The sequence below is a fragment of the Marinococcus luteus genome, from assembly GCF_034497705.1.
Lineage (GTDB): Bacteria > Bacillota > Bacilli > Bacillales > Marinococcaceae > Marinococcus > Marinococcus luteus_A.
On record NZ_JAXRUV010000001.1, the window covers coordinates 288,947 to 309,753 of the forward strand.

Annotated in this window: 16 protein-coding genes; 10 read left to right on the forward strand and 6 right to left on the reverse strand. The window is 49.2% G+C overall.

Going from position 1 to position 20,807, the window contains the following annotated elements; translation table 11 throughout:
- The first annotated feature begins 398 nt into the window (after positions 1-398).
- Genes Q9M42_RS01420 through Q9M42_RS01430 form a run of 3 tightly spaced genes read left to right on the forward strand, consistent with a single transcriptional unit; the run spans position 399 to position 4,147 of the window.
- Positions 399-2,462 carry a BglG family transcription antiterminator gene (locus Q9M42_RS01420; protein WP_440972296.1) on the forward strand — a complete coding sequence of 688 codons (2,064 nt, stop codon included), beginning with the start codon at positions 399-401 and terminating at the stop codon, positions 2,460-2,462.
- Between the two features lie 17 nt (positions 2,463-2,479).
- Positions 2,480-2,746, forward strand: a complete 267-nt coding sequence (locus Q9M42_RS01425; RefSeq protein WP_322524744.1) for a PTS sugar transporter subunit IIB — start codon at positions 2,480-2,482, stop codon at positions 2,744-2,746.
- Positions 2,747-2,779: 33 nt separating this feature from the next.
- Positions 2,780-4,147, forward strand: coding sequence for a PTS ascorbate transporter subunit IIC (locus Q9M42_RS01430; RefSeq protein WP_322524745.1), 1,368 nt, complete (start codon positions 2,780-2,782; stop codon positions 4,145-4,147).
- An 81-nt stretch (positions 4,148-4,228) separates the two neighbouring features.
- Here Q9M42_RS01430 and Q9M42_RS01435 read toward each other — a convergent pair whose 3' ends face one another.
- Both Q9M42_RS01435 and Q9M42_RS01440 read right to left on the reverse strand, forming a co-directional pair.
- Complete coding sequence (locus Q9M42_RS01435) at positions 4,229-4,927, reverse strand: DUF4352 domain-containing protein (protein ID WP_322524746.1); 699 nt, start codon at positions 4,925-4,927, stop codon at positions 4,229-4,231.
- 395 nt (positions 4,928-5,322) lie between these two features.
- Complete coding sequence (locus Q9M42_RS01440) at positions 5,323-6,294, reverse strand: PD-(D/E)XK nuclease family protein (protein WP_322524747.1); 972 nt, start codon at positions 6,292-6,294, stop codon at positions 5,323-5,325.
- Between the two features lie 259 nt (positions 6,295-6,553).
- Here Q9M42_RS01440 and Q9M42_RS01445 point away from each other — a divergent pair, with 259 nt between their 5' ends.
- Positions 6,554-8,443 (forward strand): GmrSD restriction endonuclease domain-containing protein, encoded by a 1,890-nt coding sequence (locus tag Q9M42_RS01445; RefSeq protein ID WP_322524748.1) that lies wholly within the window; start codon positions 6,554-6,556, stop codon positions 8,441-8,443.
- Between the two features lie 121 nt (positions 8,444-8,564).
- Here the strand turns inward: Q9M42_RS01445 and Q9M42_RS01450 are convergent, their stop codons facing one another.
- From Q9M42_RS01450 to Q9M42_RS01460, 3 genes are all read right to left on the reverse strand, one after another.
- Positions 8,565-9,695, reverse strand: a complete 1,131-nt coding sequence (locus Q9M42_RS01450; RefSeq protein ID WP_322524749.1) for a DUF418 domain-containing protein — start codon at positions 9,693-9,695, stop codon at positions 8,565-8,567.
- A 128-nt stretch (positions 9,696-9,823) separates the two neighbouring features.
- A complete protein-coding gene (locus Q9M42_RS01455) occupies positions 9,824-11,542 on the reverse strand; it encodes a gamma-glutamyltransferase family protein (protein ID WP_322524750.1) in 1,719 nt (572 codons plus the stop codon).
- A gap of 267 nt (positions 11,543-11,809) precedes the next feature.
- A complete protein-coding gene (locus tag Q9M42_RS01460; RefSeq protein ID WP_322524751.1) occupies positions 11,810-12,583 on the reverse strand; it encodes an MBL fold metallo-hydrolase in 774 nt (257 codons plus the stop codon).
- 165 nt (positions 12,584-12,748) lie between these two features.
- Between Q9M42_RS01460 and Q9M42_RS01465 the strand changes: the two genes are divergently transcribed.
- The 4 genes from Q9M42_RS01465 (at position 12,749) to Q9M42_RS01480 (ending at position 16,474) form a co-directional block, all read left to right on the forward strand.
- On the forward strand, positions 12,749-13,522 hold the full coding sequence (locus Q9M42_RS01465; protein ID WP_322524752.1) for an SDR family NAD(P)-dependent oxidoreductase: 774 nt from the start codon (positions 12,749-12,751) through the stop codon (positions 13,520-13,522).
- 231 nt (positions 13,523-13,753) lie between these two features.
- Complete coding sequence (locus Q9M42_RS01470) at positions 13,754-14,791, forward strand: LytTR family transcriptional regulator DNA-binding domain-containing protein (RefSeq protein ID WP_322524753.1); 1,038 nt, start codon at positions 13,754-13,756, stop codon at positions 14,789-14,791.
- 124 nt (positions 14,792-14,915) lie between these two features.
- Positions 14,916-15,764, forward strand: a complete 849-nt coding sequence (locus Q9M42_RS01475) for an ABC transporter ATP-binding protein (protein ID WP_322524754.1) — start codon at positions 14,916-14,918, stop codon at positions 15,762-15,764.
- Between the two features lie 20 nt (positions 15,765-15,784).
- Positions 15,785-16,474, forward strand: coding sequence for an ABC transporter permease (locus tag Q9M42_RS01480; protein ID WP_322524755.1), 690 nt, complete (start codon positions 15,785-15,787; stop codon positions 16,472-16,474).
- A gap of 85 nt (positions 16,475-16,559) precedes the next feature.
- On the opposite strand, the gene mqo is transcribed toward Q9M42_RS01480, so the two are convergent.
- Positions 16,560-18,056: a malate dehydrogenase (quinone) gene (mqo, locus tag Q9M42_RS01485; RefSeq protein ID WP_322524756.1), complete on the reverse strand. Its 1,497-nt coding sequence runs from the start codon at positions 18,054-18,056 to the stop codon at positions 16,560-16,562.
- Positions 18,057-18,308: 252 nt separating this feature from the next.
- On the opposite strand from mqo, the gene Q9M42_RS01490 reads away from it, so the two are divergent.
- Both Q9M42_RS01490 and Q9M42_RS01495 read left to right on the forward strand, forming a co-directional pair.
- On the forward strand, positions 18,309-19,529 hold the full coding sequence (locus tag Q9M42_RS01490) for an MFS transporter (RefSeq protein WP_322524757.1): 1,221 nt from the start codon (positions 18,309-18,311) through the stop codon (positions 19,527-19,529).
- A 232-nt stretch (positions 19,530-19,761) separates the two neighbouring features.
- Positions 19,762-20,589 carry an STAS domain-containing protein gene (locus Q9M42_RS01495; protein WP_322524758.1) on the forward strand — a complete coding sequence of 276 codons (828 nt, stop codon included), beginning with the start codon at positions 19,762-19,764 and terminating at the stop codon, positions 20,587-20,589.
- Positions 20,590-20,807 lie beyond the last annotated feature (218 nt).

Below are 20,807 nucleotides of genomic sequence, written 5' to 3' on the forward strand. Positions count from 1 at the left end.
TACTTTTTCCCCCTTTTCTTGTAAAACAATTGTTTCTCAAATGAATACAATCTATTAACAAGCTTCTAGCAACTCGCTCTTTAGTACAGAGTAGGGTTGCTTTTTTATTTGGTCTATTGAATGGTTTATATACTTATAAGTTGTTTCGATACCTATATTTAATTTTAATTACTCATTTTTAAAAGAAATTAGCATTTCGAATCAAAAAATAAGTATCATTTTGCAAATTCCTATTCTACAAATTTGGAACATAGAAAGCCCTTACATAGTTGCGGTGGTTGTATTATAGTAACGGTATTCACTAGTGATGAGCAAATACATTTTGCAATTTGAAACAAAGAGGCGGGAGGTGAATTATCATCGTCCTGGATCAGCGCCGGACGGCGATTCTAAATTATGTGCTGCAGGCAGACACGGTGGTGGAAGTGGACCGGTTAACGAAGCAGTTCGGCATCTCGCAGCGCACCATCTATTACGACCTTCAGCAGATTGATGACTGGCTCGAGGAAAACAGGCTGACGCGCACCCAGCGGATCTACGGCAAGGGCATCTACCTGGACCCGGAGACAAAACGAAAACTGCAGGATGTTACCCACATCGACAGCGATTGGGATTACCGGTTCGACCAGTGGGAACGCATCTACCTGATCGTGCTGCACCTGCTGGTGGCGAAAGCGAACGTTCGGACGAACACGCTGCTTGACTGGATTAACGTGAGCCGTGGCTCGCTGTTCCGGGACATGAAAAAAGCCGCGGAATGGCTGGAGCCAAAACGCATCCGCATTAAAAACGGCAAGCACACCGGCTACTATTTTGACGGGAGCCGCGAAGACAAGCAGCAGCTGTTAAACACCATCATCAAAGACATCTTCTCGGAGCGCTTCTCGGACCGGATGGAGGAAAAAGCGCAGCAGATGCTGTCACCGCCGGCGCTGCCCCAGGAGGACCAGCTGTACACGCTGATTGAAAACGAAATCCGGCGTGTCGAAGCGATGCTTGAGGTGCAGTACAGCGATGAAATTATCCGCTCGCTCGTGCTGCAGCTGCTTCTTGCCGCCCAGCAGCCGGAAAGCGCCCCGGCCGTCGACATCGACGATGAGGAAAAAGAAATTATCCGGCAGACGAAGGCGTACCAGGCGGCGAAGGAAATCCAGCACAGTCTGGAGCAGCGAAAGCTGGTCGCTCTCGCGGAAGACGACGTTTATTACTTCGCGATGCATCTGCTCGGCTCCCGGGTTCAGCGAGAAACTGCGAAGCAGTCCAAAACGGAGGAAGAACACCAGCTGCGCATGATCATCACAAAGATTGTTAACGACTTTCAGGTGGTTGGCTGCCTCGTGTTCGATGAACGAAAGCAGCTCGAGGACAACCTGCTGGCGCATTTAAAGCCGGCCTATTACCGGATGAAGTACGACATGCCGATTGAGAACGACTACGTGGAGGAAGTAAAGAAAAATTATCCGGAGGTGCTGCACCTGACCCGGCGGTCCATCACCCATCTGGAATCCTATCTAGGTAAAATCGTTCCGGAAGAGGAGGCCGCCTACATTGCGATGCATTTCGGAGGCTGGTTGCACCGGGACGGAGTGCAGACGAATAAAAAGTATACTGCTGTGGTCATCTGCGAAAACGGGATTGCGGCGTCCGCGCTGCTCCGCGCCCAGCTCGAAGCGATGATGCCGGAGCTAATGGTCGAGGACATTTTGTCCCGGCAGGAATACGAGGCGGTGAACCGGCAGGTGGACATTGTGTTCAGCACGATTCCCGTACCGGAAACCGATACACCGGTGATCCTGCTGCCGCCGTTTTTAACCAACGAGGAGCGGGACAGCGTCCACGCCAGATTAAAAGAGGTGTTTGCTGACAGCAGCCCCGGCGCTTTCGAAGAAGAGGCGCTGCTGAACGCCATCAGCCAGCACGCGACGATCCATGAACGCGAGCAGCTGGCTGAAAAGCTCCGGCATTTCCTGAGGGGCGATATTTCAAAGGTAAAGGAGACAACCAAACCCATGCTGGAAGAACTGCTCAACGAAGACACTATCATAATGGAAGAATTCGCGGCGGATTGGCAGGATTCGATCCGCAAGGCTTCCACTCCGCTTACCGACAACGAGAGCGTGAACGCCTCATACATCGAGGCGATGATCCAAAACATTGAAGAACTAGGCCCTTATATTGTGATCGCGCCGGATATTGCGATTCCGCACGCACGCCCCGAATCAGGCGTCAACAGGCTCGGCATGAGCCTGTTGCACCTGCAGCAGCCGGTCCATTTTTCGGAGGAGGCCAAGCACCAGGCGTCGGTCGTGATTGTGCTCGCGGCTATTGATAACGAAACGCATCTGAAAGCGCTGTCGCAGCTGACCGAGCTGCTGTCGGAGCCGGAGGCAAAGGAGAAGCTGATAAACGCATCATCCAAGCAGGACATTATGCAGCTGGTCAGAACGTATTCGACCCAATAAAAATAGGAGTGAAGAAAATGAAAAAGATATTAGTAGTATGCGGCAATGGACTCGGAAGCTCGATGATGGTGGAAATGAACGTGAACAGCATTTTGAAGGAAATGAACGAGGAAGCGGACGTATCCCATACGGATCTGACGACCGCCAAAACGGAAAGCGCTGATTTGTACATCGGCTCGGCCGACATTCTTGGCAACCTCGACGACGGCACGCGCAACATTGCGCTTCTGAATAATCTGCTCGACAAGAAGGAGCTTCGGGACGCACTGGAAAAAAATCTGTAAAGCACCAAGGAAGTAAGAGGGGGAGGTTGAGTGATGGTAGATTTATTGATGAATGATTTGTTGGGTACACCGGAAATTCTGGTCGGGCTGTTTGCCTTTATCGGCCTGATGATTCAGCGGAAGGCAGCGTCGGATGTGGTGTCGGGCACGCTGAAAACGATACTCGGCTTTGTGATTTTAGGAGCGGGGGCTACGGTGATTACCGGCTCGCTCGACGAGTTCAGCGCTATGTTCAACCAGGCGTTTAACGTGGACGGGGTTATCCCGAACAACGAAGCGATCGTGGCAGTCGCCCAGGATTCGTTCGGGGGAGAGACAGCGATGATTATGCTGTTCGGCATGATCGTTAACATTATTCTCGCCAGAATTACACCGTTTCGCTACATTTTCCTGACCGGGCACCATATTATGTTTATGGCGTGCATGATCGCGGTGATTCTGACGACCGGCGGCATGACAGGTGTTCCGATGGTAGTGCTTGGCTCCATTATCCTCGGATCGCTTATGGTACTGCTGCCGGCGATGCTGCAGCCGTACACGCGTCAAATTACGCAGTCCGACGACATCGCGGTAGGTCACTTCGGATCCTTCGGCTACTTTGTTTCCGGCTTTCTTGCGAAGCGAATCGGAGACAAAAGCAAAAGCACCGAAGACATCAAGGTGCCAAAGTCGCTCGGGTTCCTGCGCGACACTACCGTATCCGTGTCACTGACGATGGTTATCCTGTTTGTAGTTGTGGCAATGTTCACCGGACCGGCATTTATTGAGTCAGAGGTGAGTGAAGGGCAGAACTTCTTGATCTTTGCACTTATGCAGGGGCTTACTTTTGCGGCCGGGGTTTACATCATTCTTGCCGGGGTGCGGATGCTATTGGGTGAAATCGTACCGGCATTTAAAGGAATCGCGGATAAAATTGTGCCGAATGCGAAACCCGCGCTCGACGCACCGGCCGTGTTCCCATTCGCGAACAACGCGGTTATCATCGGCTTCTTGTTCAGCTTTATCGCCGGTCTCGGCAGCATGTTAATCCTGCCGGTCCTTGGCCTGGCCGTCATCGTGCCGGGACTTGTACCGCACTTCTTTACCGGAGCGGCTGCCGGAGTCTTCGGCAACGCCACCGGCGGAAGAGTCGGAGCCATTGTCGGCGCCGTTGCAAACGGTGTCATGATCAGCTTCCTGCCGGCGCTTCTGCTGCCGCTGCTCGGCGATCTTGGCTTCCAGAACACAACGTTCGGCGACGCCGACTTCGGTGTCATCGGACTTGCACTCGGCAACCTGATCATGCTTGTCCAGTCCCAGTGGTTGTACTCGCTGATTATCCTGGCGGTACTTGCAGGCATCTTCCTGCTCAGCTGGAACCGAAACAAGGGAAAGAAAAACGAAGAAGAGAAAGCGGCTTAATTTAAGTGAAAACGGAAACCCCAGCGCAGCAAGCGCCGGGGTTTTTGTTTATATATTTAAGTTAATTAAAGTGATAAATTGTTATTTAAGACTGATCAGTTCGGTAGTAGTAGCAAAATCTCCAGCTTCAACTCTCATTTGCAGGTTATCAGATTCAGCAACCTCAGGTACAACTTCAAAAACAACATTACCTGTTAAAGTAGAACCAGGGTTAGCTTCATCAAGAATAAAAGAAGATTCACCGTCCATTTCGTCATTTGCAGAAATAATAGCATCGCCGTTTGGAGAATATTCTGTATCTCCATTAAAAAGTTTAAGAAATTCATATTCAATGAATTGTGCTTCTTTTGCATTGTTAGTGATACTTACATTGACGACTAAAAATGCTTCATCAGTAGTTTCGCTCATATATTCAGGTCCTACAGTATCTGTAGTTTTAACATCGTTAATAACATATTCTAATTTACCCACCTTAACTGAATCTCCAATAGTGTATTCTTGTTCAGAGGAGTTAGTTTGTGTTTCATCTTTAGTGCTGGTACTTTCATCGTCAGTTTCATTTGTTACTTCTTGTTTTTCGGCAGAAGTTTCATTAATTGGTTGAGGGGATTCTTCTTCAGAAAGTACGGACACAAAGCTAATAAATATCCAAACATAGAATAAACTAGCAATAATCATTTTCCATTTCTTTTTAGAACGATAACCAGGAATACGTTCATGCCATTTTATTTTAGAACGATAATCGGGAACGCGGTTATGCCATTTATTTTTGCTTTTCATTTTATACTCCCCCCAGGTTTTAAGTTAATTAATTTTACCAATAAAGACCTACAAAAACAATATAAATTAAAACTAAAGAATTAATTATTTTCTATTTTTTTCTAAATAATTAACTCGTACTTTTACGTAATATGTCATTTAAAAAAATTAAGCATGTATACGAGAAACTAAACTATAAAAGATTAATTACCCTCAAGTTTTAGATGAAATTTTAAGTGTAATTGGAAGTGTAGTGTAGAAAATTATTCTTTTATAGATGAAAAAATTCTGAAATAAGCAAAAAAGAATGAAAAAATTGATTTAATTAAACGAATAGAAGCAACACAAAAGCCCCCGGCACATGGATAGTGCCGGGGGGTTATATACCCAAATCTCAATTGCCAGGTAAGCAGAAATTAATCAGAGGCTGCATTTAGAGCTTTCAAAACATCACGGCCAAGTTGGGGTGTTTTTTTCTTTTTACCAGAAGGGCTATAAAGCTCAACGCCCAGGTCATACTCTTGATTTATCTGACGCAGGACGGGCTTAGCTATTTCCTTTTCCTGCAGGTCAGCGTTGTATACGATAATCATTCCACTCTGGAATTGCTGAATCTGATATCTGGTGCCGGCGGACGTAACCGTTACTTCCTGCCGGAGGCTTCCAGGATCGGCGGTACTGTTCGGTGTTTTGATTAACGCTTTTTGACTGTCCATAATATGCCGAATGAATGCTTTCAAAGTATGACGGACGTATTCGGAGATAGGTTCAATTTCGCCCCGGGCTTCTTTTTCAAGCATTAACCGAATGAGAGAAACAATCGAGAAGCCGTCGTTTCCGGTCCAGGTAAACCAGGCTTTGCGATGGGGAGTGATATCTTCTTCCCGCAAGGCCTCATACGCCTCCTGGAGCGGGCCATGAGAAGCTTCGGGAGTTAAGTAGATCATCGTCACTGCTGTTTCATGTTGCTCCTCAAAATCCTCCCGTACCGCAAAAAACTCGCGCCGTAGCTGATCCTTCGTTGCCGCCTGCGGGCGTATTTTATTTTCGATCAATACGCGGTGTGTTTCTACAACTTCTGCTTGTGAACCTGAAGAAGGGTGAGAGGAATAAAATCGCAGATCCAGATCGATAAACAATTTTCGTTCGTCCAGCTGATAGGGGCTTTCAAAAATAACTTCTGTTCCTGAAAGATAATCCTGCTCCAATACATTCGCAAACCGATCGTTTAAAGCCTCTGTCTCGTTCAACGCTTCGAGGAAGCTTTGAAGAAAAACATCGCCCAGGCCGTGAGGCTCATTCGGCGACAGTAAATACCCGAGCATTGCACTCATATTTTCTTCATTTAATTTTCCGTTGCCCATGCTTAATGCTTGAAAGATGTTCATCTCATACACCCCTCCTATGAATTGGTTTGTTTTTAAGCATACTCTAAACTTTCTTTTTTGCGAAAATTTAACTGATTATAGACTTGTAACAAAAAGCTATTCACGCTTTAGATTTCTTAAAGCTTCAGACTGCTGAGAGCTCTAATGTATAAAGTCATTGCCGGCAATTTTTGTGAATACTAAAAAATAAAGGTGCGTCATCGAAGTGTAAAATGGGCTCTTGACTAAGAGTGCAAAAAGTTAGGTTTTACCCCTACAAATGTCATGGACGAGAGCTTTAATTTCTGGAACAATAGGGCAGGAAGGAAAACTGTTTTTTGGTTTTCTATTTTTTACAAAGGAGTTTGCAAAATTGGCCAACTATGAAGTGAATAATTCCTCCGTAGACGCACTAATAAGCTGGATTGACCAAGATATTGTAGCCATACCTGAAATTCAACGTCCGTTTGTATGGAAAGCCTCTAAAGTCAGAGATTTATTGGATTCTTTATACAAAGATTATCCTGTCGGATACATAATTACATGGCAAAACCCTGATACGCGCTTAAAAGACGGCTCTTTTTCCCAGGGGAAACGAATACTGATTGACGGTCAGCAGCGTATAACAGCTATCATGGCAGCGATTAATGGTCAGGAAGTAGTGACGAAAGAATACGACAAAAAACCAATCAAAATTGCTTTTAACCCCATCGATGAAGTGTTTGAAGTTTCCAATACGGCAATTGAAAAAGATAAACGGTGGATATCAGATATCTCGCAAGTGTTTCGAAAGGATTTTGATCGATTTGACTTTATTTTCGCTTACTGTGAGCAGAATGAAGATATAAGTAAAAATCAACTAAACGACGTATTGCAAAAACTCGTCAATATTCGCCAGAGTTCAATCGGTATCATCGAACTCGCCCACACTTTAGACATTGAAGTGGTGACAGAGATATTTATTCGGATCAATTCGGCAGGTGTGAATTTAAGCCAGGCGGATTTTGCGATGTCGAAAATCACTGTAAATGACGATTACGACGGAGCACTTATCCGGAAAACGGTCGATTATTTCTGTCATATGATAAAAAGTCCGGCTATTTTCGAAAATATTGTGGAAAATGACCAAGATTTTACGGCCACGAGGGAATTTTCGGGAATAAAATGGGTCAAGGATTACCACACAAGTATTTACGAGCCAAGTTATTCAGATCTGCTGAGGGTGGCGTTTGCGTTTAAGTTTTTGCGCGGCAAGCTGTCGAATCTCGTGAGTCTGCTTTCAGGAAGAGATTTTGAAACCCGGGAGTATAAGAAGGAAATAATGGACACTTCTTTTGAAGAACTGCATGACGGAATAATGAAATTCATTAATGAAAACAATTTCAAAAAGTTTATTATTATTGTGAAATCAGCAGGAATTATTAAATCCAAATTGATTCGTTCCCAAAACGTTATTAATTTTGCCTACGCACTTTATTTGCTGTTACGTGAAAAGGGTGTGCAGGAAAGTATTATCAACCAGGCTGTACGTAAATGGCTGGTTGCTTCAGTACTTACTGAACGATACTCGAGTTCTCCTGAATCCATGTTTGACTATGACATTAAGCGTTTTGAAGCTTATGAGAATCCACTGGAATACATTCAGAGTGTGGAAGAAGGGGAACTTTCCGAAGCTTATTGGACCAATATTCTGCCATCTAATTTAGATACAGCAGTAGCTAGCAGCCCCTATTTCAACTTGTTTGTAATGGCACAAATTTATGATAGAGATTACGCATTCTTATCCAAGAGCGTTACGGTTCAGCAGTTAATTGAAGAGCGTGGAGATGTTCATCATATTTTCCCGAAAAAATATCTTCAGAAGGCTGGACTGGACAATAAAAAAGTATATAATCAAGTGGCAAACTACGCGTATACAGAGCAGGGAGTTAATTTAACGATTCGTGCACAGCCACCACAGGATTACATGGCACTTGTAAAGGAACAGATTGAAGAGCAGAACCTCCAACTCGGGGAAATAAAAAACGAAGCAGAATTAAAAGAAAACATGCAGATGAATTGTATCCCTGAAGATATTTTTGATATGGATGTTACGAATTATCAGGATTTTCTTGAAACAAGAAGACAGTTACTGGCAGACAAAATTCGCCGGTATTATGAGAGTTTATAAGTATATTTTAATCACAAATCCAGCGCCCGCCTGCTTATAACGATAAGCCGCGAACATACAAAAGGAGCTGTCCCGTTTTTGGGGCAGCTCCTGCTTTTATATTGGCTATTGTTATATTTCATTACGACCGCCTCCGAATCATCGGCACCCATTTCATATGCGTTCCGATCCGCCACACCCATTCCAGCGGGCCGTAGTAAAAGTATTTCAGCCACAGCGGGCTCGCTAGCAGCTGCGCGGCAAACACGAGCATGCCGATGGCAAACGCGAACACGTAGCCCGGCGGATCCCAGATGCCCATGCCGTCAAAAAACGTCCGCCCGCTCTCCCGGAACAGGCTCACGAAAATGACCGACTGCAGCAAATAGTGGGTAAATGTCAGCTTCCCGACGGCGGTAAACGGTATGAGAAACATGGAGATGCTTTTTTGGCTCGTGCCGGCGAGAAGCAGTCCGAGGCCGATCCCCAGGCTCACCAGAAACGCGTACACATCATCGAGATGAGCGACGAGGGGGCTGCCTGATCCAACGAACAGAGCGGCTTTTCCAAGAAGCCCAGCAAGAAGACAGAGCGTCACGAACCGCCATTTAAGATCGCGATCCTCCCGGGCCCGGGAAAAAATACCGCTTCGATAGGCGTACATCCCAAAGAAGAAATAGCCGAGATGATCGATCATCGTCGACCATTCAATCAAAAGGTATTCCACGCCGACCGGATATGTTTGATTTGGGGGCAGGGCGTCCTTCATCCACTGCTCCGAGTTCATCTGCACGGAGGTGTAGCCGTCCAGCAGGTCAACCCCGGTGGAATAGCCGAGCCAGAACAAAAACGCGAGCCCGAGCAGCCAGTTGGTTGGAAGCCGGAGGCAGCTGAGCAGCACGAGCCCTGCGGAGGCATACATCAGCAGGATGTCCCCTGCCCAGATAAAGAACCCGTGCAGACCGCCCACGAAAAACAGGATCACGAGCCGGCGAATAAGCGTAGGGTAGGGATTTGTACCTTTTTTATGCAGTTGGTCGAAAATGAGTACGAGGCTGATGCCAAACATCATCGCAAACAATGGCCGGGCACTGTCTTCGAAGATGATGGCGACGGCAGCTTCAATGGAGGAGCCCAGCCAGGTCGGATTGGCCGGGTTCACTAACGCGAGTCCGAAAATATTAACGACAAAAATCGCAAACAGAGCCACGCCCCGTATCTGATCAAGTATATTGATGCGCTGTCCTGGAATGTTTTCCTGGGGGGATGTCATGTAAAAACCTACTTTCTACAAAGGGAACTTCTTTTCGGATGTTAATCTTTGGTGCGGGAAAGAACCCTTATAGAGAATAAACGAAAACGACAGAAAAACTAAAGAGCTATTCGTACTACAGGCTTTATTCACTCTGCAGCACTGCTCTGCCAATCTGCTTCCCTGCGTGGGTCTCTCGCCCCGGAAAGCTCCCCGCTCTCCTGGTCAAGCGCCAATGCCTGGATCGAGCCGAAGTAGAGCGGCGTCGGCGGGTCGCTAATATCCTCGTACCCAATAGCAAGCAGCTCCTCGCGCTGCTCCGATGAAGGAGGCTCCTCCATAATCAGCTCGTCGCCGTCCAGGTGAAAGCGGGGTGCCTCGACGGCTTCCTCGAGACTCGCGTCATTTGCCACCCAGTCAGAAATCACCTGCGTCAGCATAATCGGAATCCGCTCGCCACCCGGACTACCGATACCAAGCACCGGTCCGTCTTCATTTGCGACAAGCATCGGGGAGGACCATGTGACCGAGCGCCGTCCCGGCTCGGGTTCGTTAACGTCACCTTCACCAATTTCGAACCGATCCATCTGGTTATTCAGAAAGTACCCGTCGGCATATTCCCCGGAGCCCCAGAAGTTGGTGAGTGTATTGGTCATCGACACAAATGTCCCGTCTTCATCAACGACGGAAATATGGGTCGTGTTGGGATCCCCGGTATAGGAGGATGCTTCTTCCTCAGAGATAAGGCTATCGTCGGGAATTTCCGCAGCCAGCTCCGCGTTCTGCTCCGGATCGGTCAGTTCATCCACGGGCACATCCACAAAATTCGGATCGCCGTAGTCCGTTTCAATAAACTGGGAGGCGAGCCGCCAGGACATGGCTGTATCGTGGATAAAGTCCGTGCTGTCGCGTCCTGCTTCCATGCTGTCGCGCTCCTCAAGCATCTGAAGCATCTGTATCACGCTGATGCCGGGAAGCGGCGGGGCGGCACCGATAATGTCATAGCCTGCATAGGTTCCGACAGACGGGTCGTTCTGGCTGATTTCAAAGGCTTCAAGCGAAGCGGTGTCGATGCCTTCGATTTGAGACGCAAGCGACTCTCCGGCCTCTCCTTCATACAAGGCGCTGCTTCCGTTGTCCCGGATAGTCCTAAGGGTGTCTGCGAGCTCCTCCTGCTCCACGGTACTTCCGGCTTCGAGAGGCTCGCCGTCCGGGTAGAAATGACTGAGTTCACTGACAGGCAGCCTGCTTTCTCCCGATTCGAGCTGTTCTGCGAGAAGTCCGGAAACCTCTGAGCTGTCAGCAAGCGCCACTGCTGGATCAAGCAGCTCCTCCCATTCCGCCGTACCGTGTTCGGCATGTAATTCGTTCATTCCGGCCGTGAAGCCGGGAACACCTATGTCGGATTCAGGAATGCCACCCTCGGGCACGACCTCGCGGTAGTCATATGCCTGCGGGTCTTCGCCCTGATTTTGAATTAACACCGAGCCGCCTCCGCCGATACCGGAAGCAAATGGCTCGACGACTGAGACCGCGTATGCGGCTGCGACAGCGGCATCGGCAGCATTTCCTCCATTATCGAGCACTTCCATGCCGGCCTCGACCGCTGCGGGATGACCGGCGCTCACACCGTAATCGGAAGGCTCACTGGGCGCTTCGGCTTCATTCTCCGTGGCTTCCTCATTTTCGCTGGTCTCATTTTCCTCTTCCTCTTCCGAAGGCTCGCTTTCATCATCGCTTTCTTCCTCCGAAGAGCATCCGCTTATCACAATTGCGGACAGTACGGCAGCAGCGGGGAGGAAGCGGCGGAGGTAAACCAAAGTGGGGGAGGGGGTTTTTTTCCGTACTCGTATCACCTTTTTGTTCATGCATCATTCTCCTTTCCCGGTTCTTACTTGATTCTGTATTACTCCGGCATTCCCCTGCCGGTATTTACAAAGAGGAAAAGAAATCAGACCGATGGACTGGCGGAAGGCAGAAATGAAATATGTATACAGCCAGAGGGGCGTGAAAACGCTCTTTTCCTCGTAATATCATTCCTATACCCCAAAACGACTGTATCAAAAGCCCCGGAATGTCAATTGGGAATTTGAATTGCTAATGGGCATTAACGGCAGAATTTTTATGAGTTTTTTCTAAAAACGATACGCTTCCCCATCATCCGGCACCAAAATATTCGACGAGATGCCTTTTTCTTCGGTGAACCTTTGTAATTCTTCCTTCGATAACGTCCAGTGGTTCACCGCTTCCATGTGCACGGCGACAATCTTCGCGCCGGGAGCGGCCTGCTGTAGCTCGTACACGTCCTCCTTGCCCATGACGAGCGAACCGCCTTCGGCGAACTGGTTGTCTCCGGCATTGACTACGATAACATGTGGCTGGTGAAGGTTTATCGCTTCCTGGACGCCCTCGTACCAGACGGTGTCACCGGCCACATACAATGTCTGCTCCGATTCGTGGCTGAACACCACGCCACATACCGGGCCGACAACGTCTAAAATCTCACCACGACCGTGCTCGCCCTTCGTTTTACTTAGCTGGATTTCTTCGAAGACAGTGTCTTCGTGCAGTACCTCTACGTGCTGAAAGCCTTCGTTCCGGATTGTCTCCGCTTCATCGGCATTCTGGGTAAACAAAGGAATATCCTTTGGGAGTGCTTCTTTCGCGGTCTTGTCCCAGTGATCCGGATGGGTATGCGTGACGATGACCGCATCAATGCCGGCGGTGATTTCCTCTAACGAAACTGGAAGATCGACAACCGGATTATTCTTGTCGCCGTCCGGGGCGTGGGGCGAAGGACTCGGCAGTGGGGGATACGCGCCTTTTTCCCCTAAATACGGGTCGACCAGAAATTTTTTGCCGGCATATTCGACAATAAGCGTGGCGTTACGGATCTGCTGGATATTCATTCGGCAAAGCTCCTTTTATACTGAAATATCATCGAGTTCTGTCAATTGTAACCGATACGGGCCTGGGACACACGTAGAACGATGTTTCGAATACAACTGTCTGGGAATGGGAACTACGTCTAAGCGTGGCAAAGTGTCTAATATATAATTAATGGAGGAATAAATATGAAGATTTTAATAACAGGAGCGACGGACGGCATCGGTATGGAAACGGCGAGGATGCTGAATAAAGAGGGCCATGAGGTGCTGCTGCACGGGCGCAGCGGGGAAAAGCTTGCGGACGTGGCCAAAAAGATTGGAAATGAAAACGCTGAGCAGTATGTGTCCGATTTATCCCAAATGGCGAATGTGAGAAGCTTCGCCGCAGCGGTGAAGGAGAAGCACGGGCATCTGGACGTGCTCATCAATAACGCAGGTGTGTACACTGCTTCGAGTGAAAAGACTGAAGACGGGCTCGACATCCGGTTTGCGGTGAATACGATGGCGCCGTATATCCTAACGAACGAGCTGCTGCCTCTTATGGATGAAACGGGCCGCATTGTGAATTTATCCTCGGCGGCGCAGAAGCCGGTGGAGGAGAAGGCGCTCGCGGGTCAGGCAGAGCTTCAGGACGGAGAAGCGTACGCCCAGAGTAAGCTCGCGCTCACGATGTGGACGGTGGAGCTGTCGAACCGTATCGATCCGGTTATCGTGGCAGTGAATCCGGGGTCCCTGCTCGGAAGTAAAATGGTAAAGACCGCGTTCGGAGTCGAAGGCAACGATATTACGATCGGGGCGAATATTCTGTATCAGGCGGCTCTATCGGATACGTTTGCTGATGCGTCCGGAAAGTATTTTGATAACGACAGCGGCGACTTCGGCGATCCTCATTCGGACGCCCTGGACCAGGAGAAGCGTACCGCGCTTATCAAGCAGATGGATGGCCTTATCGGAAAATAAAAAAGCATAGCTGAATACATGCAGAACTCCAGCGGACGGGGTTCTGCTTTTTTTGTATGCCCGCTTAAATTTACTGAACCCCGGGGGACACCGGAATTTATTTACATATTTCCGGGGTAATAAAATACGGGTCTCTGAAAAACCAAACGTATCGCCACTACCATTATCAGGGTAATTTTATGTATACTAAACAAAAAGAGGTAACGGAAAACTTCGAAAGGAGAACGTGAATTGGCTACACTATCACTTCAGCAATGGGAAAAACAAAACGAAGGAATCACGCTATTTCCCGCTTTTACAATGGAAGTGACCGAGCCATCAGTGCTTGCGGTCTATACACATACCCACATTAGGGAGGTACTGCTTCAGGCATTTCTCGGCAAATCTGTTCTTTCAGAAGGGGCGACGATCGTAAACGGCGACCCGCTTAAAAAGCGCCGGTCGTTTACCCGGGACGTTGGCGTGTGCCGGATCGAAGACGGATTGTATGAGCGTATCCGGGTCCGGGACCAGGTTCGTTTGTTTCAGCAGCTGTATGCTTCTTCCTGGTCGGTAAATGAAATGCTTTCAATAGTGAAGCTGCAGGAACGGGCGCATTTATCAGTAAAACAGCTGACATATTCGGAAAAGCAGCGGTTAAAGCTGGTGCGCCTGTGCGCACAGCGGGCGCCTCTCTGTGTGTTCGAAGAGCCGGATCAGAACGTTGACCTGGAAACGAGGCGCATCATCGCCCGTTTGTTTCAACGCCTGCAGGAGGAAGGCAGCACGGTGCTTGTGCTGACGGGGAATATGGAAAGTGCGGTTCTGCTGGCAGAAAACGTTTACCGCCTGGAATCCTCCGGGCTGCATTTGGTGGAGACGCAAACGGAAAACGAGGAAGGAGAGGAAAAGGAAGAACAGGCAGCCGTGGAGGAAAAAGAGCCGGGGCTGCCGTTTGATAAAATACCAAGCCGCGTAAATGAGAAATTAATTTTGTTTCATCCCACCGAGATCGACTTTATCGAAAGCGTGCAGGGCGAGGTGCACCTTCATGTCCAGGGAGAAACCTTCCCGGCGGTGTTCACGCTCACCGAGCTGGAGGAGCGGCTGCAGCCATTCGGCTTTTTTCGCTGCCACCGGTCGTATATCGTAAATCTGCAGAATGTGCGCGAAATTATGACCTGGACCCGCAACAGCTATACGCTCGTGTTAAACGATGCCTCCCAGGCAGAAATTCCGCTATCCAAAACGAAAATGGCCGCGTTAAAGGCGATGCTCGGCATCAAATAAGTGTTCCACTGAGCGCAGAATATGTATCATTGAGGGCCGAATATGCTCCATTGACCCAGAATATAATGCGCCAGACCGCGTTTCTTCGTATGCTGAAAGCAATCACATAAGAGGAGGCGCAATAATGGAACCGATTCTTCACCTTCAAGGTGTATCCAAGATGTACGGCAACCAGGTGGCCGTCAACGACCTGGATATCGACGTGCAGCCAGGCGAAATTTTCGGCTTTTTAGGTCCGAGCGGCTCTGGAAAAACAACCACTATTAAAATGATTACCAATCAGCTCGAGGCAACCGACGGCGAGGTGCGCGTCTTCGGCCGGTCTCTGCCGGTGCGGGCAACGAGCGACTTTTACCGGCGGTTTGGTGTGCTGACGGATAACAGCGGCCTGTATCAGCGACTGAGCATTGAGGAAAATCTCGCGCTTTATGCCAAGCTGTACGACGTGCCGAGACAGCGTATCCAGGACGTGCTGGAGCTTGTGAATCTGCAGGACGCACGCCGCAGGTCGGTGGCCAAATTGTCCAAGGGCATGAGGCAGCGCACGGTTCTCGCCCGGACACTGCTCCATGAGCCGGAACTGCTTGTGCTCGACGAGCCGACATCGGCACTTGATCCGGGCAACATGCAGCATATTCACCAGGGGCTTAGGGCATTAAACGAACGGGGAACAACGATTTTTCTTTCGACCCATGATATGCAGGAAGCGGAGACGCTCTGCGACCGGGTAGCCTTTATCCATGATGGGCGTCTGCAGCAGGTTGATACCCCGAAAAACCTGCGGCGGCGGTATTCCGAAGGCATGATCCAGGTAGAGCTGACGAATGGGGATGTGCATACGCTCGCGAACACCCCGGCGTATGCCAAACAGCTGTACGAATATATGGCTGAGGAACGGGTGGCCGCGATTCATTCCCAGGAACCGACCCTGGGAGACATTTTTGTCCGTTTAACGGGAAGGGAGCTGGTGTAACGATGATGGCCGTGCAGCGCATGTATGCTATTTTTATGAAGGATGTTAAAGATTTATCGAAAAACCTGTTTGTAACGACTACTGTGATAACGCCGGTTATCCTGGCTCTGTTTTACGGGCAGCAGGGCCAGCTGCCGATAGAAATTCATTACTTAACGTTTAACATCGCGCTGGTGCTTGTGGCGACATTTGTCCAGGCCGCTCTGATTGCCGAGGAAAAAGAAAAGCATACCCTGCGGGGGCTGATGCTGTCTCCGGCATCTCCGTGGGAAATTCTGGCCGGCAAAAATGTGTTAACCTTTCTATTCACAGCATTGACGCTATTCGTATGTGTCCTCCTCGCCGGTTATAATCCGGCTCACGCAGGCATTGTCGGGGCGGGGATGGTGCTGTCGATCGGTTTTTACCTGGCGCTCGGTACGCTACTCGGTCTTTTAGCAACCTCGGTCGTTCAGGCCTCTGTCGCTCTGCTGCCGATTATGTTTGTTTTCGGATTTTCGCAGATTATCGAAGAAATGGCCAACCGCTACGAGGCAGCAGGGGTGCTTGAATACCTGCCGAACGTCCAGCTGGTGGAGATTGCCCGCCAGGTGGAGCAGGGAGCGTCGTGGGTCGACGTGACGGCTCCGCTCTTATGGATTGTCGGCTGGACGGCGGTGATGTGGGGCGTCGTTTTCATCACCTACCAGCGTCGTCAGCTTGAGGATTAGGAAAAAGCTTTTTTAGATAAAAGGAAAGGAAGCACCGGGCGCCGTTTGGCACGTGGGTGCTTCCTTTTTCCTATGGCAGTATGGTTTACGCTTTGGATGCCGTAAGACCAAGAGTGCGTGACGTGGAATCGTGAACCATGTCCAGCAGCTCCGGGTTATCCTCGAGGGATTTGCCGTAGGATGGAATGATTTCCTTCAGCTTCGGCTCCCACGCTTCCAGATGCTCGGGAAAGCATTTGTTCAAAACCTCGAGCATAATGGACACCGATACGGAAGCTCCCGGGGATTCACCGAGGAGAGCCGCCATCGACTGATCGCTCGCGTGAATCAGCTTGGTGCCAAACTGCAGGGCGCCGCGGCCGCCTTCTTCGGTATCCTCAATCAGCTGCACGCGCTGGCCGGCGACAAGCAGCTCCCAGTCCTCGCTGGAGGCATTCGGCACGAAGTTTCGCAGCTCCTCCATTCGGTTCTCCTTCGTCATGCTCAGCTGCTGGGCTAGATATTTGAGCAGCGGCGTGTTCTTGGCACCTGCTGCGAGCATTGTCAGCACGTTCGTCGGCTTGACGGAGCCGAACAGGTCCAGCGGCGAGCCCTGTTTCAGGAACTTGGGCGTAAATCCGGCAAACGGGCCGTATAATAGCGTATCCCTTCCTTCGATATGGCGGCGGTCCAGGTGAGGCACCGTCATCGGCGGGGTGCCGGCGGGCTCTTTACCATACACCTTGGAATGATGCTTTTGGACGACCTCCGGATTATCACAGACGAGGAATTCACCGCTGATCGGAAAGCCTCCGATATATTTGCTTTCCGGGATGCCGGTTTTCTGCAGCAGCGGCAGGGCGCCGCCGCCGGCACCGATAAAGGCGAAGGAAGCCGTATGTTCTTCCAAAGTTTCCTTTTCATGGTTCTGTACCTTTATTTCCCACGAGCCGTCGTTTTTTTGATTAATATCATCGACGGAATGGCTGTAGCGGATCTCAATATTGTCCTGCTTCTCCAGGTTGGCCAGCATTTGACGGGTCAGTTCCCCGAAATTGATATCGGTGCCATGGTCAACCTTCGTGGCCGCTATCGGCTCGTCAGCGTCACGGCCCTCCATCATTAACGGAATCCACTGCCTGATTTGCTCAGGATCGTCGGAAAACTCCATGCCCTGAAACTGAGGATGACCGTCGAGAGCCTCAAACCGCTTTTTCAGAAAGTTCACGTGCTCCTCCCCGTAAACAAAGCTGATATGAGGGAGGGGACGGATAAACTCTTCAGGATTTTGAAGGTCTCCCTGGTCCACGAGATGAGCCCAGAGCTGTCTTGAGATCTGGAATTGTTCATTAATTTCTACCGCCCGTTCGATTTTAAGCGAACCGTCCGGCTGCTCGGGGGTGTAGTTCAGCTCACAGAGAGCCGCGTGTCCGGTGCCGGCGTTATTCCATTCATTCGAGCTCTCCTGGCCTGCGGAATCGAGCTTTTCGAACAGAGTAATGCGCCATTCCGGCTCGAGCTTGTGCAGGAGCGTGGCAAGCGTCGCACTCACAATACCGGCGCCAACAAGAATCACGTCTGTCGTGGTGTTACTATTGTTCATATTTATTCCTCCTTAAAAAGTGCATAAGTGTAAGCGTTTGCGATAAGTAGTATGGTCATCTGATGACTTGGAATTTATCATAACATATTCCGAAAAGGAAGGACAGACTGCCGGCAAAAAAGAAGCATTTATGTTAAATTGATTTAGCGTTGAATAGATAATAAACAAAACAGCCGTGAAGGTGTACTGGCTGGAAGATTCGGGAGTAATACATAGTATATAGAAGCAGCGTAGATTTACAGGAGGGCGCAGATGGCTGATTCATGGACTTCGTTACTAAAAAATAAAACGTTTGTGCTCGTATGGCTGTCGGGCATGACGGTGATGCTTGGCTTTTCGATCTTCTTTCTTTCCGTTTCCTGGTTCGTCGTCAATGAAATGCAGCAGCCGGCCATTCTCGGGGTCGTCATGATGACGATTGCGATTCCGCGTGTGGCAATGATGATTTACGGCGGGGTGCTTGCGGACAAAATCCAGAAATCGCGTATTATGTTTACGACGAATGCGCTGCAGGTGATCGTGATGATCGTGCTTGTGCTGCTCGTGCAGCAGGACGCTCTGCAGACGACTTCATTAATAATTTTGGCGTTTGTCTTTGGGTTTCTCGATGCGTTCTTTTTCCCGGCGGCTTCGGCGATGATTCCGAGTATTGTGCCGGTGAACCAATTACAGCAGGCCAACTCCTGGTACCAGGGCTCCACAGAGCTGATGTTTATTATCGGACCGGTGATGGGCGGCCTGTTATTAACCTTTGGGGATTTTGCCTTTGCGTTTTCCGCAGCGGCTGGCTTGATCGCTGTATCCACTGTTCTGATTTACCCGCCGCTGTTGAAAGACCCGGTGCCGGAGGCGAGAAGCGGGCGTCATACCGCCTGGATGGATCTGAAGGAGGGGCTTGCGTACGTACGTCAGTCAGGTATCCACCGGGCCGGGACGATGGTAATTATTACGATTAATTTACTGATGATCGGACCGCTGTTGATCAGCATCCCAATGCTTATCAGCGCCCTCGGAGGCGCTCCCTGGCAGCTGAGCCTGCTGGAGGGAGGATTTTCGACCGGTACCTTTTTATTGAGTGTACTGTTGGTTACGTGGTCGCTGAAGCAGCGGCGGGGTCTGTGGGTGTTAATTTCCCTCGGAGTAAGCTTTATTCTCCTCCTGGTGTTCAGCCAGGTGGAAGCGCTGCCTGTGCTGGTTGTTGTGATCACGCTGATGGGAGGGGCGGGGATGCTGGTGTACCTGCCGACGATTACGATGATCCAGGAAAAAACCGACAACAACAAGCTCGGACGGGTGATGAGCCTGGTCAACTTTGCCTCAAGCGGATTTGAGCCTATCGCCTTTGCGCTCATTTCGTTTCTGGTCGCGGCTTCCATCCCGATCCAGACGGTGCTCCTGTACACATCTGTCACCGGGCTTGTGCTGGCCGGATTGCTATTATGGCTCAGCCCGGAGTTCCGGCAGACCGATTAGTGTGGCCGAGGAAGCAATATGAACTAAGAGACGAGCTGAATGCTTGTCTCTTTTTTTAGGGAAAGCCGAAAATTCAAATTCGTTTCTATTCAAATCATATTAAGCATTTATTTTTTTGAAATAGGTATATATAATACAAATAATTCATACTTTTGTTTAAAAATAGTAAATATTTCATGATCGTGGAATGAGTAATAAATAATGGTGGCGAAAGGTCAGGAAGGAGAATACCGTGACGTATTCATTTAATGATGCCATGACGTTAAAGGATTTTTACACCCAAAATGCTCAATTATTCGAGCAAACGCTCATCGAAGAAGCCGCTACGGTCAAAAAAGACGTCCGGGATATACTGCAGCGGGGCAATATTAATTTGGTGGCGAACGCCCATCAGTTTGTTTCCCTGGCGTTTGATGAAAACGAAGAGGAGCTGAAAGCATTCGCTGAACAGGAGGGCATCGTCTGGGCGGCGCAGGATATTGAATTATCCTTCAGGCTGGAATGGGTGCATGCGCTGCGCCGGACGATCTGGCTGTTAATTGAAGCCTACCAGACGCACGCCGGGGAAAAAGAATTCCACGATTTTTTTCACTGGGAACGAAAAATAAATAACCAGGTAGATGCTTTTTTACATACGTTTTTGAAAAGTTATTCAAACTACAAGGAAACCCTTATACAAAATCAGGAGCAGTTAGTCGACTATCTTTCGACGCCGGTCATCCCGCTCGGGCGCTCGATCTGTGTACTGCCATTAATAGGACCGATTGACAGGCGGCGCCTGGGTCTGCTGGAGGAAAATGTACTGATGAAGGTGGCGGAGCAGAAAATTCAGGTGTTAATCATCGATTTGTCCGGCGCAGAGCTGATGGAGAAAGAGGAAATAAAAGACTTTATAAGAATCATTGACGGGGTCTCTTTGATGGGAAGTGAAATCGTGCTTACCGGGGTGCCGGGAAAACTGGCGATGGATCATGCTTTATTTCAGGAAGCCGGTAATTCCCGCATCAAAACCCTGGGCACGCTGCAAAGGGCGGTTAATGAATATTTTGTACGGAAGTAATCTGTCTTGTGTAAAATTCTACTTCCTCACGGGAGAACGCGTGACCCACTAGCGCTTATTTATGAGCAGGAAGGGAAAAGAAAACCAAACCGGCTGATCAGATAATTATGAGTTGTGGAACAATCAGTATGTTTTACCAGAAAATCTGTCGGGTAAATAAGTATCATAACGTCAAGAACCATAAAAGCTTTCATAGCGTTAAAAGTAAATAAGCGGCG